Annotated in this window: 11 protein-coding genes; 5 read left to right on the plus strand and 6 right to left on the minus strand. The window is 50.9% G+C overall.

What is annotated here, in order from left to right; all coding sequences use genetic code 11:
• From LBO03_01415 to LBO03_01435, 5 genes are all read left to right on the plus strand, one after another.
• The coding region (locus tag LBO03_01415) for a DNA cytosine methyltransferase (protein ID MDR3348260.1) at positions 1 to 393 on the plus strand (393 nt) is incomplete at its 5' end.
• A gap of 305 nt (positions 394 to 698) precedes the next feature.
• Entirely contained in the window at positions 699 to 1364 is a 666-nt protein-coding gene (locus LBO03_01420) for a hypothetical protein (GenBank protein MDR3348261.1), read from the plus strand.
• Positions 1365 to 1439: 75 nt separating this feature from the next.
• Positions 1440 to 1844 (plus strand): PaaI family thioesterase, encoded by a 405-nt coding sequence (locus LBO03_01425; protein ID MDR3348262.1) that lies wholly within the window; start codon positions 1440 to 1442, stop codon positions 1842 to 1844.
• Positions 1845 to 1892: 48 nt separating this feature from the next.
• Positions 1893 to 3119: an ATP-binding protein gene (locus LBO03_01430; protein MDR3348263.1), complete on the plus strand. Its 1227-nt coding sequence runs from the start codon at positions 1893 to 1895 to the stop codon at positions 3117 to 3119.
• Positions 3120 to 3889: 770 nt separating this feature from the next.
• Positions 3890 to 7495: a response regulator gene (locus LBO03_01435; protein ID MDR3348264.1), complete on the plus strand. Its 3606-nt coding sequence runs from the start codon at positions 3890 to 3892 to the stop codon at positions 7493 to 7495.
• A 98-nt stretch (positions 7496 to 7593) separates the two neighbouring features.
• On the opposite strand, the gene LBO03_01440 is transcribed toward LBO03_01435, so the two are convergent.
• The 6 genes from LBO03_01440 to LBO03_01465 all read right to left on the minus strand — a co-directional run bounded on the left by LBO03_01440 (position 7594) and on the right by LBO03_01465 (position 11855).
• Positions 7594 to 8499 carry a copper amine oxidase N-terminal domain-containing protein gene (locus LBO03_01440; protein MDR3348265.1) on the minus strand — a complete coding sequence of 302 codons (906 nt, stop codon included), beginning with the start codon at positions 8497 to 8499 and terminating at the stop codon, positions 7594 to 7596.
• Between the two features lie 22 nt (positions 8500 to 8521).
• Positions 8522 to 8977: a hypothetical protein gene (locus LBO03_01445; GenBank protein ID MDR3348266.1), complete on the minus strand. Its 456-nt coding sequence runs from the start codon at positions 8975 to 8977 to the stop codon at positions 8522 to 8524.
• On the minus strand, positions 8974 to 9801 hold the full coding sequence (locus tag LBO03_01450) for a metal ABC transporter permease (GenBank protein MDR3348267.1): 828 nt from the start codon (positions 9799 to 9801) through the stop codon (positions 8974 to 8976). Before LBO03_01450 ends, LBO03_01445 begins: the two co-directional genes overlap by 4 nt.
• Positions 9794 to 10504, minus strand: coding sequence for a metal ABC transporter ATP-binding protein (locus LBO03_01455; GenBank protein ID MDR3348268.1), 711 nt, complete (start codon positions 10502 to 10504; stop codon positions 9794 to 9796). The genes LBO03_01450 and LBO03_01455 overlap by 8 nt, the downstream gene beginning before the upstream one ends.
• A gap of 1 nt (position 10505) precedes the next feature.
• Positions 10506 to 11450 (minus strand): metal ABC transporter substrate-binding protein, encoded by a 945-nt coding sequence (locus LBO03_01460; GenBank protein MDR3348269.1) that lies wholly within the window; start codon positions 11448 to 11450, stop codon positions 10506 to 10508.
• A 99-nt stretch (positions 11451 to 11549) separates the two neighbouring features.
• Positions 11550 to 11855 carry a hypothetical protein gene (locus tag LBO03_01465; protein ID MDR3348270.1) on the minus strand — a complete coding sequence of 102 codons (306 nt, stop codon included), beginning with the start codon at positions 11853 to 11855 and terminating at the stop codon, positions 11550 to 11552.
• Positions 11856 to 12091 lie beyond the last annotated feature (236 nt).

The raw sequence follows: 12091 nt of genomic DNA on the forward strand, positions 1-12091 counted from the left end.
AATAATGAAAGAAAACTTTCGTCGCTCGGTTGGGCAGCGAAAGTTTTTTTGCATTTTTATTCGTTCGCGTTTTTCGCAAAAAAAGTGGAAATTTTTCGCAAATTTTTTGGAAAGCTACACCATTCGGGCAGTGTTTTAGACGAGCCGTCTAAAACCATTAAGGCGGGAGCGCACGGAGTGCCCGGCGGCGAGAACATGCTTGTGCTTGATGATGGTTCTCTGCGCTATTACACGGTGCGCGAGAGCGCGAGAATACAAACATTTCCCGATGATTACCTCTTTCACGGCTCGTGGACGGAGAGTATGCGTCAAATAGGGAATGCCGTCCCCGTAAAGTTGGCGTACATAATCGGTCAATCGGTAGCAGAACTGATAAACAAGAGTGATATTTAAAAATGTTGAACGATAAACAAATCGACGCTATTGCCGTTGACGATGATAAGCAGACCGCGTACAGCATACAAGGTAAATTCCTTTCGAGCGGCATCGTTGACGCCTAGCCATTGCGAGGGGCATTATCTGCGTGGTTGCAACTGAAAGACCTTGTAAATCTCCAAACTGTTGGAAACGAAAAATTGCAGAGTAAACTCTCCGAAGTCGCGAAAGCGTTTGAGGACGAGCGCGATAGTTTGCTTTGAGCTTGTTGCCACAGCGAAGCTGACTTCTGCGCGAAAATTTAAAAAAGGAGCGATTAAAAAATGAAAGAGATAGTTCCCCGTAAAATATTTACTGTCATCCTATGTTTCCTCATGGTTTTTGCCAATATCCCATTAACCTTTGCCGACGGTGGAGAAGATGAAGAAGAAACGCCGCCGACTGTAATGCGAAAAGCGAGTACGGTCAGAACTGTTAAACCAGGCAATATATACATACCTGATAAAACGCCTGTTGAAGTAGAACTTGTTAATAACATATCATCGAAAACCCATAAAAAAGGGCATATCGTTGACATAAGAGTAATCGAGAACCTAATCGTGAACGGAGTAGTCGTTATCCCAAAGGGGGCGCTTGGCCAATTGCTTGTCACAGAAGCGCATAAAGCCGGAGGTTTTGGCAAAAGAGGCAAACTGGTTCTTACCCCGCAATTTGTCTTTGCGGCAAATAACGAAAAAATTCCTTTAATACCGGACAACTATCAAACCCTCGGCAAAGGCGATGGCGGCGCCGTTGCCGTTGCCGCCGCCGTAACCTTGATTGGGGGCATATTTATGAAAGGTTCGAATACAACATTTAACGCCGGAACAGAATTCACCGTTGCCGTCGATGGCGACATAGATTTAGGATGTACGGAAGAAAACCTTGCGGATGAAATGGATCCAAGCAAAGTGCGCGGAAACGAAATTAAAGTTGTCGCCAAAAGCTAAGTAGCTGCTGATTAATTGCCGACCTTCCCGCAAAACGGCACGGTTGATAAACCAAAAGGGAAGCGGGCGCAAAAGATGAAGCAGCAAACCTTCTCTTATCGGGCAAAACTCAAACATGTCGAAAAAAGAAAAGACACGCCGCTTCAACAGCAGGGCTTCCCACACGGCGGAGTCATCGCAGCTTTTGCTGATGTGTCCCGCAGCTACGCCGCGTTGACGACAATGCCGGAAAACTGCAGGGTTCTGCCGGTTGAAATAAAAGTAAACATGATGCGCCCGGCAGCCGCAAAAAATACTAGCCACCGGCGAAGTGTCAAAATCCGAAAGAATACAGGCAGTTGTCGAACCGACCGTTACCGGCACGGAAAACAGAACACTGGCAAAATGCTTTCCGCCATGTACGCAACGTATGCAAGCTCCGAAAAAGGCGCAATCCGTGAATTGACGCCGTATAAGCGCCTTGACAACGTGCGGGTTTAAGATATAATAAAGTCAAGTTTATATTATCTTAAATTGTAGAGGCGCGGGATGAACTATATCAGAAGAAGCTTAGAGCGGAAATTTATTCGCATGCATGCGTTTTTCAAGGCCGTTTTGGTAACGGGCGCGCGGCAGGTGGGCAAAACCACCATGCTGCGGCATTTGGCGCAAGGCCAAAGCAGGACTTACGTGACGTTGGACAATGTGCAGGCGCGCAATCTCGCAAAGACGGATCCGGCTCTGTTTTTCCAGACGTATAAACCGCCCGTAATCATCGATGAGGTACAGTACGCGCCGGAATTGTTCGGTCAAATCAAGATTCTGTGCGATGCAAGCGATGAACCGGGCTTGTTCTGGCTGACCGGTTCACAGCAGTTTGACATGATGAAAAATGTCCGTGAAACCTTGGCCGGCAGAATCGGTATTTTGACACTGTACAGCCTTTCAAAAAACGAAAAAGACGGCATATTCTTCGACAACGATTTGGATTTCACCTTGCCATGCCTGCAGGCGCGGCAGTTGCAGGCTTCAAAAAATGATATCGCCGACGTGTTCGAACACATATGGCAAGGCGGTATGCCGCAGGTTGTCGGTGCGGATCCCGAGCAGCGGCAGGAATATTACAACGCTTATGTAAACACTTATCTCATGCGCGATGTCGCGGAACTTGGCGGCATTACCAACGCACTGCGCTTTGGGAAGTTCTTGGCCGCCTGCGCCGCGCTTGTCGCAGAGCAAGTCAATTATAAAACACTTGCCGACGCGGCGGAGATTTCACAGCCGACCGCGAAGGAATGGCTCAGACTGTCGGTGGGAATGGGGATTGTTTATCTTCTGATGCCATACGCCAACAATGCGTTGAAACGCCTTGCCAAATCCCCGAAGCTGTATTTTTGCGATACAGGGCTTCCGGCACACCTTTCCATGTGGCTGACGCGGGATACGTTAATGAACGGAGCCGCCGCCGGGCATTTTTTTGAAAACTTCGCGGTCATCGAGCTGCTGAAAAATTACGCATATTCGCAGAGCAAAGCCAACCTGACGTATTATCGGGACGCCAACGCAAAAGAAATAGATATTTTCGTGGAGCGGGACAATTTGATTCACCCGTTGGAAATAAAAAAATCGGCAAATCCGGACAGCCGCTGGATCAGAAAGTTTGAGGTTTTAAACAAGGCTTCCGCAAAACAGGGCGCGGGCGGCATTCTGTGCATGTGCGAGGAAGTCATGCCGATAGATTCCAAAAACTGTTTTATACCATGCAACTTAATTTAGGGTTTGTTTAAAAACGAGTTTTTTAATATAGTGAAACAATATGAATTGACAGATGCAGAATGGTAACGGATAGAAAGCCTGATGCCGCCGTGCTTCTTGCGGCTATCGCTATTTTGGTCATGTAGATGTTTTCAAACAAGGCATGGCCACCATATAGTAATCCGCATCGTAACAGTAAGTTTTGGCAATGTCCACAGTATTCTGTGAAATTGGCTTGGCGGGCGCAAATTGTGAATTTATACTGTTCCCAGATTAAACCCATGCTGTATTTGCGGCCGATTTGCCGCCTTGCTTTGCCCTGAAGCCTACGGATCCATTGGCGTTTGGCGCCGGACGGCAAATTTTCGCGCAAATTTTAAGACAGCATAAATTGCGCGGCAGCGCCGCCCGCAATGGTCTATTGTAATTTGCCGCAAGTTATAGCCTTGACTATAGCGCAGTTTCCATATATTATAACAGTAGCGATAATTTGCGTATTTATGTATTTGCCTGCTTTTGCATGGAATTTGCCCTCATAAAAAATGCTGTTTAACGCCGCGTTATTTTTTCTGCCGAATGTTTTTCTTTATAAATAACAGGGGTATTTTTGTGAATTGAAAGCGATTAGGGAATTCTTGCACAAGTCAACAGAATTCTTGCGTAAGTTGACGGAACATTTTTTTACGAAGCTTGGGCTGGGAATGCGCGCCAAGCTTATTGTTATTTTTCTTATTATTAAGGTCATACCCTTGATCTTGATTGTGTTTGTCTCGTGGCGGCAAGCATCCGTTTTGGGCGACGAACTTCGGCAGCGGACAAACCTGCTTGCGCAGGAGATGAACGCGGCTCTTTCCCGCGTTGGCAAAACTGCGGTCGACAACTCAGTGGACGCTTTAAACAACCGCGCCACCAGCGACATAGAGCGGATGACGACGGAAACGGCGCGGCAAGTGGCGAATTTTCTCTATGAACGCGACGACGACATTATATTCGCGTCCCGTATAGCTCCGTCGGCGGAAAGTTATCGGCGCTTTGTGGAAAACATCTTGGGCAGGCTGATTAAAAGGGGCGATTGGAAACTCGCGCCTGACGGCGGGTCGTGGATTCCTGAAAGCGTGCCGGCCGAAGGGCAAGCCGCCGTTTCTTCCAACAAGGAAAATGATTTGCGTTTCCGCCATCGTCCGCCCGACCGATTTGAGTATGAACAGGTCCCGCTCTACAACGAGATAACTTTCATCGACCTTAACGGCAACGAATTGATCAAGGCCGTAACTTCCCCGCGCATGAGCAGGCAGCTTAAAAACGTAGCTGACCGCAGGAATACTTACGCCAAGGCGGAAACTTATTTCGCGGAGCTGAAAAAGCTCAAACCGGGCGAGATATACGTTTCCGACGTTATCGGCTCTTATGTTCCCTCGCGACTTATTGGCATGTACACGCCGGCGAACGCGGAAAAAATCGGCTTGAAATTCGAGCCGGAGCAAGAAGCCTACGCCGGGATGGAAAACCCCAATGGCAAGCGTTTTGAGGGCATTGTCCGCTGGGCGACCCCTGTCGTCGAAAACGGACGGATAGTTGGCTATGTAACGCTTGCCTTGAACCATGACCATATTATGGAGTTTACCGACCATCTTACGCCGGCGGAGAAGCGTTATACAGAACTGCCCAACGCCTATGAGGGAAATTACGCTTTTATCTGGGATTATAAATGCCGCAGCATCTGCCATCCGCGGCATCATTCGATCGTAGGGTTTGACCCGGAGACCGGCGATGTGCAAATTCCTTGGCTTGAACAGGGGATTTATGATTCCTGGCAGGCCAGCGGCAAAAGTTATGACGCGTTTATCAAAGACTACCCAACCTTTGAAGCGCAATCGGTAAAGAAGAAACCGGCGCGCGAGCTTACCGCCAAAGGGCTTGTCGGCCTGGACGGTCGCTATCTTAATTTCGCCCCGCAATGCACGGGCTGGTTCGATCTGACCGCCGACGGCGGTTCCGGCTCGTTTGTCATACTTTGGAGCGGCCTTACCAAATTGACCACCGCTGCCGCCATACCCTATTATACTGGACAGTACGGCGCGTCCAGGCGGGGGTTTGGCTTTGTGGCCATAGGCGCCGGGCTGGATGATTTTCAGCATCCGGCCAAAGAAACAGAAAAAGAACTGGGCAAGCTTATCGGGGAAGCCAACAACGAGCTTGTCCGCATTTCCGGCGAAACACAGACGGCGATAGCCAGTAACCTGATAAAAACATCCACGCAGCTTGCCTTGTCTACCGGCGTGATAATCGTAATGGTGGTCTTGATCGCTATCTGGATGGCCTCTATATTCACAAACAGCATAAAGCGGTTCATTGACGGCATAGCGCGTTTCCGGGCGGGGGAGCGCCAGTTCCGCTTCCACTCCGAGGTCAAGGACGAAATGGGTGTTTTGGCGGATTCCTTCGACGACATGGCCAACAGCATAGTCGACAGCGTAACCGGTCCGCTTTGCATCATCGATCTTGATTTTAAAGTAATATACATGAATGATTACAACCTGATGTTCTGCGGCAAAAATTTGGACGAAGTAGTCGGCTTCCCCTACAGCGAAAGCGCCATTTATCCCATCGGTTCGCGCTTTTGCCCAATAACGGCACTGCGTGAGTGGCGCGAAGCCGATGCATATTACATGGAGGGAAACGATATCTACCTAAAGGGATCCGCCAGTTACCTGTTAGACAAAAACGGCCAGAAAACCGGCTACATAATCGCGACGACGGATGTTTCGGAAATAGTCCGCGAACAGATGAAGATAAATGAGCAGCGGATTTTGCTTGACACTATTTTTTCCTCTTCGCCCGACCTGATTTGGTACAAGGACGCCGAAGGAAAATATTTGGCCGTTAACCCGCGTTTTTCTTCCATTGTCGGCAGGACGGCGGATGAAATCATTGGAAAGGCTTTAAGTGATATAATGCAGCCCGGTGGCGATTTAAGCGAATTTCATAAAAATGACCGGGAAGCCATCGCGAATGCGGCGCCGCTTTATACGGAAGAACAGATGACATTCGCCGACGGGCATGAAGAGATACTCGACGTCGTACGCACGCCCGTCTACAATGAGAGCGGCGGGCTGTCCGGACTCTTGGGCGTCGCCCGTAACGTTACCGCGCGCGTGGTGATAGAAAACAAGCTGCGCCACACCCAGATGGAACTTGAGCAAGCCGTAAACGACGCCAACCGTGCCAACGAACACAAAGGCGAGTTCCTGGCGCGCATGAGCCATGAAATACGCACGCCTATGAACGCGATCATCGGCATGACCAATATCGCAAAACGCAAACTTGCAAATTTCGGCAAAGATCATGCCGACAGCCCGGAACTGGCGGAAATACAGAATAATTTGCAACAAATAGAAATATCTTCGCAACATTTGCTGGGATTGTTAAACGACATACTTGATCTTTCAAAGATTGACGCCGGCAAAATTGAACTGGCCATGGAAACGGTAAATCTGCCCAAACTGGCGAACACTGTCATCAACATTATCAAACCGCGCTGCGACGAAAAAGATATAACGCTCGGCACCTTTTTCGAGACGTTTGAGCATGCGTCTTTCCTCACCGACTCCCTGCGGCTGCGGCAGGTTTTGATCAATCTGCTCGGCAACGCCGTTAAATTTACGCCCAAAGGCGGCCGTGTGGAATTTCGCGTTGAGCGCAAAGAACAAAGGGACGGAAAAACCTTGTTTGCTTTCTTTGTGCGCGACACGGGAATCGGCATAGCGGAGAACGCACTTCCGTCAATCTTCAATCCTTTTGAGCAGGCGGACAGCAAAATAACCAAGCACTTTGGCGGCACGGGCCTCGGCCTGGCAATCAGCAGGCGCATAGTGCAGCTTCTGGGCGGGGACATTTCGGTAACAAGCCGGTTGGGCGAAGGCAGCGAATTCAGTTTCAGCATCTGGATGCCGGATGCGGAATCCGATCTGCCTGACGATGAAATCGCCGCCGACGCCACCGGCAAATTTGCCGGCAAAAGGGCGCTGCTGGTTGACGACGTGGCTATCAACCGCATTATTGCCATGTCGCTTTTGGAAACTACCGGCATGCAGATCGACGAAGCTGACGATGGTGTCGCGGCGGTAAAAGCCTTCGAGGAATCGCCGGAAAATACCTATGACATTATCTTCATGGATGTGCAGATGCCCAACATGGACGGGTACGAAGCTTCCGCCGCCATCCGCGCCCTCAACCGCCCGGACGCGCGCAAAGTGCCGATTGTCGCGCTGACCGCCAACGCTTTCAAAGAGGACATAGACAAGGCTCTCCGGCACGGCATGAACGCCCATATCGCCAAACCCATCGAATTGGACAAATTGCTGGAAGTGTCTTTTCGGTTTTTATCCGATAAATAACGGTCCCGCGCAAATTAAAATGGACGCGCCCACAAATTAGGGCGCGTCCAGCCGCCTGTTTTTAGCCGCACCCCACGCCTCTGAGGGGGGCGGCATTGTTATTTGTCGATTTTTACTGTATAGCCGAGCGCGCGGGCAAAAAATTCCACAGGCGCGTACAAAACGCCGTTTCTAAGGAGCGGCGGCGATTTAAGCGCAATCGGCGACAGCGGCGAACCGCAATAATTGTCGTCCGCCGTCACGGACATAAATACATTATCTTTCAGCAAAAAGGCCGTTCGGCTTTCTTTTTCCCATTCAACTTTGTAGCCGAAATTTTCGCAAATCGCGCGCAAGGGCAAAAACAGGGCGTCGCCCTCGCCCTTTAAGGGTTCAGGCCGCACTTTGCGGCCGCCGGCCATAACTGAACCATCGCGCAGGTCTACCACGATGTCCGGCCGGGCGCGGTTAAGCGGCAATACGCGCAAAGCCGTTGCCTGCCCCGGCATGCTCAAGGTACTGACCGGATACCACGCCAGGAACTCCCCACCTGCCGTTATCTCTTGCGCTTGGGAAAATACTTCGCCGGTTATGGCGATATATTGATCGCGATTGTCATTGAGTACGCGTATGCCGCCCGGCAACCTTTCCACCTGCCCGGCCTTAAAGTAACGGGCCGTTTCCGGGCCGGCGCCGGTAACGACGGCGATGGCTTTTGCCTGGGGCGGCAGGCTGCGGGTAATATTGGGCGCGTAATAGGCCGTAACCTCAATTCCGGGCGACAAAGCGGATATGTCCAACGCCCGGCCGGTGGCGCCGTCCAGAACGTAGCCTGCCGCCACCGCCAGAAGCACAATTTCATCCACAAACCCTTTGCCGGCGATGGTTACGCGCTCTCCGGACACGGCTGTTATGACGCCGCTGGTTGACGCGGTTTTCAGTTCCGGACTGTCCGCCGGCGCGGCGAAAACGCTGCCGCCGGCCGCCAACAGCGCGATACAAATCAATAGAATGCTTTTTTTCATGCCGAAAGCCCCTCCTTTGCAATCATTTTGTTACAAAACGCGCGCCCTCTTTTTCCGGTAAGCGCAGGGAAACCAAGCGCAAACGAGGATAGCGGATGAGGCCGCCTTCTTCTTTTAACGTGAGCACTTCCAAAATCCCGGTAGCTTCCACCCAGGCGTCTTTGGCGGGATATTTGCCTTCTTTGTCCCAGACGACCTCCAAACCGGCGATGCCGTCGTTGCCGCAGCAGCCGGGCGTCTGGCGGTATACGCTGTAAAGCGGCCTGCCCGTGTCTTTGTCCGCCGCTTGGCCGAAAATCCCCTGGAGTTTTATTTTTTTGCCGGCATAATCTTTCAGGTTCACATAAATGTCATTAATTTGCCCTATAAACATATGGTCCTTTATTTCAATTGTCGCGTTGGCATCGGCATCGCCGCTTTTTTGGCAGCCGGCGCAAAGCGCGAGGCAAAAAGCCAAAAGGCATAGCGCCTTTTTCATGCCGAACAACTGCCTTTCAAAATGCTTGCCTCCCAGAAGGCCAGGAAAAAGGCGATATTGACGAGAACAACGCTGGCGCCCGTGGGCGTGCTATAAACATATGAGGCGGTAACGCCGGCCAGAAAAGAGACAACCGAAATGGCCGCCGCGCAAATGGTAACGGTTTTAAATTTCCTGCATACCCGCATGGCGGTAAGCGCGGGAAAAATGATCAGGCTGGAAATCAGCAGCGCGCCCATCATCCTCATGCCCAGGACGATGGTTATGGCGGTCAGGAAAGCTATCAGCATATTGTACATGCCGGTCCTTACCCCGATCGCCCGTGCGTAACTTTCGTCAAAAGTAACGGCGAATATTTTGTTATATAAAAAGACAAAAGAGAACAGTACCGCAGCGGAAAGCGCCACGCTTAAATATACGTCGTCCTTGTTCATGGCCAGTATGCTGCCGAACATGTAGTTGCAGACATCGGTATTCATGCCGGTGGTCAGGGAAATGACAACGACGCCCACTGCCAGAGCGCCGGTAGAAATGAGGGCAATGGCGGCGTCGCCTTTGATCTTGCTGCTTTCGCTGATTCTAAGAAGCAAAAAAGCCGCCAGCACTACGACGGGAATGGATACTTTAATAGGCGCCATGTTCAGCGCCGTGGCAACGGCCAGCGTGCCAAACCCCACATGCGAAAGGCCGTCGCCGATCATTGAATAGCGTTTTAAAACAAGGCTGACGCCCAAAAGCGCCGCGCACAAAGAAACAAACAAGCCAACAATTATCGCGCGCACGATAAAGGCATAAGAAAACATTTCCCGCCAGATTTCAAGCATCAGTTTCATCTCCCAAGAAAGCGCGTCCAACGCTTGATTTGACGTAGTCGCCCGTAAGACCGAAAAAAGCCTGCCGGGTCCTTAGATGCAAAATATGGCTGGCGTATTTGGCCGCGCTCTTGACGTCATGGGACACCATGACGATGGCGATTCCGTCATTTTTGTTAATGCCGTCGACCAAATGATATAAATCCTGCGTTACCAAAGGATCCAGCCCGGCCGCCGGTTCGTCCAGCAAAAGCAGCCGGCGCGCCGAACAGAGCGCCCGCGCCAAAAGAACGCGCTGGCGCTGGCCGCCGGACAGTTCCCGATAACAGCGGCCGCGCAGGTCTTCGATGTTAAACCGGCGCATGTTTTCCAAAGCCGCCGCTTTGTCCTGCCTGGTATAAAAAGGCCATAGCCCGCGCGTTCCGAGGCGGCCGGAAATGACCACCTCGTACACGCTCGCGGGAAAATCTTGCTGCACGGCGGACTGTTGCGGCAAATAGCCAATATCGTCCGCCTTCAGCCCTTCGCCCAAGATTATTTCCCCCTGCTGCGGCTGTTTGAGCCGCAGCAGGCCTTTGATGAGCGTACTCTTGCCGGAGCCGTTTTCTCCAACAATACAAAGATAATCGCCGCAATTTACTGTAAAATCAATCCCGCTGGCGGCACTGACCCCTTCATAGGAAAAAGCGGCGTCCCGGCAAGTTATGAGCGCCATCTTACCAAAGGGCCTCCCTTAGCGCTTCTACGTTGCGCGCCATAATTGAAAGGTATGTCTCGCCTTTTCGGAAATCGTCCCTGCTGATGTTATGGCACGCGTGCAGCAAGCGTTTTTTCGCGCCGGTCGCTTCGCAGAGCATGTCCGCTATTTTTTCGTTGGACAATTCTATGTGGAAAACCACCGGTATTTTCCCCTGTTTGACTTTGTTGATCAAAAAGACAAGCGTCGCCGCGCTCGGCTCGGTTTCCGTGGAACAGCCGGGGAAAGCGGCGAAATAAGACAGTTTGTAGTCGTCGGCGAAATAACGGAAAGGGAAACGATCGCCAAAGACGATGGTCTTGCGCACGGCGCCGTCCACTACCGCCTGAAAATCCTTGTCGAGTTTGTTCAGTTTGACTATGTAGTCCTTGGCGTTTTCCTGATAAAAAGCGGCATTGTCCGGGTCGGCCGCGGACAAAGTATCGGCAATGGCCTGAGTGAGCAGCTTCGCGTTTTTCGGCGATGTCCAGATATGCTCGTCATATTCAGGTTCTTCCGTTTCTTCTTCTTCGCTTTCCTCCTGCATCCCTTCCACTATTTCCTCCTTGACCACAGTTACTTTGTCCATCAAGGCGAGCGTTTTCCTTTTGCCTGTGTCGGTAGATTTAAGGATTTGTTCCACCCATGTTTCCGATTCGCCGCCAATATAAATAAAAACGTCGCATTTTTGTATGTTGACAATGTCCCGCGGCGTAGGTTCAAAAGAATGGCTTTCCGCGCCGGGCGGCAGCAACATGGTCAACTCTGCCCGATCTCCGGCAACCGCGCGCGCAAAATCGTAAGGGGCAAAAATCGTGGAAACGACTTTGATTTTCCCGGTCTCCCGGTTAGGCGGCGCGGCCTGGCCAAGTCCGGGCAAAACCAGCGTTAATGACATAAACAGCGATACAATAAATTTTTGCATAAAAATAACCTCCCGTTTCAGCTTTTTGGGCATACAAATGCAAAAAGCCGCCATGTCGGCCGAAAAATCGGAAACATGGTAACTTTTTGCATAAGCCGGTCAATTATTGAGCCTTACTTTCAAGCTGACGGGATCGGCCGCGAACAAAAAAGCGGCGTTCAGTTGGGCGTAAGCGGTGAGCAAACCCACAAAGAGGAAAACGAAGGACGCTTTGTCCGCGCAAAGTTCCAGCCGACGCAAAAAATCGCCGGCCAGCCGCAGTTGGGCGCAGACCGCGCAGCCTTCGCCGTCGCAGTCGTGATCTATATGCGCGAGAATAAACAAGGAGTAAAAAAATGCGATCGCCACGGAACAAAAAGACAGCCATAGGCAAACCTTATTTTTTATCGGCAACCTGATTTCCATGTCCATACCTCTCCGCAAGGCGAAATATCGCGCCGCTTTATTTCGCTTCTTTTAAGTTTATTAGATTATTTTGTAAAAGTCAACGCCCACAGGGGCGGGCAGGGGGGGGGGGGGGGCGGAAAACGGACGCGAAAAAACATTTACAAATATTATAAATTGGCATATAATAACATTGCTGTTAATTAAATCGCTTTTGCCGCGGTAGCTCAGTCGGTAGAGCAGAGGACTGAAAATCC

This window comes from Acidaminococcales bacterium, assembly GCA_031290885.1.
Classification (GTDB): domain Bacteria; phylum Bacillota; class Negativicutes; order Acidaminococcales; family JAISLQ01; genus JAISLQ01.

Excerpts from the sequence above, each read along its gene's own strand:
- LBO03_01420 (MDR3348261.1), top strand. The coding sequence starts at position 699 with ATGAAAGAGATAGTTCCCCGTAAAATATTTACTGTCATCCTATGTTTC.
- LBO03_01425 (MDR3348262.1), top strand. The coding sequence starts at position 1,440 with ATGAAGCAGCAAACCTTCTCTTATCGGGCAAAACTCAAACATGTCGAA.
- LBO03_01430 (MDR3348263.1), top strand. The coding sequence starts at position 1,893 with ATGAACTATATCAGAAGAAGCTTAGAGCGGAAATTTATTCGCATGCAT.
- LBO03_01440 (MDR3348265.1), bottom strand. The coding sequence starts at position 8,499 with ATGAAAAAAAGCATTCTATTGATTTGTATCGCGCTGTTGGCGGCCGGC.
- LBO03_01445 (MDR3348266.1), bottom strand. The coding sequence starts at position 8,977 with ATGAAAAAGGCGCTATGCCTTTTGGCTTTTTGCCTCGCGCTTTGCGCC.
- LBO03_01450 (MDR3348267.1), bottom strand. The coding sequence starts at position 9,801 with ATGCTTGAAATCTGGCGGGAAATGTTTTCTTATGCCTTTATCGTGCGC.
- LBO03_01455 (MDR3348268.1), bottom strand. The coding sequence starts at position 10,504 with ATGGCGCTCATAACTTGCCGGGACGCCGCTTTTTCCTATGAAGGGGTC.
- LBO03_01460 (MDR3348269.1), bottom strand. The coding sequence starts at position 11,450 with ATGCAAAAATTTATTGTATCGCTGTTTATGTCATTAACGCTGGTTTTG.
- LBO03_01465 (MDR3348270.1), bottom strand. The coding sequence starts at position 11,855 with ATGGAAATCAGGTTGCCGATAAAAAATAAGGTTTGCCTATGGCTGTCT.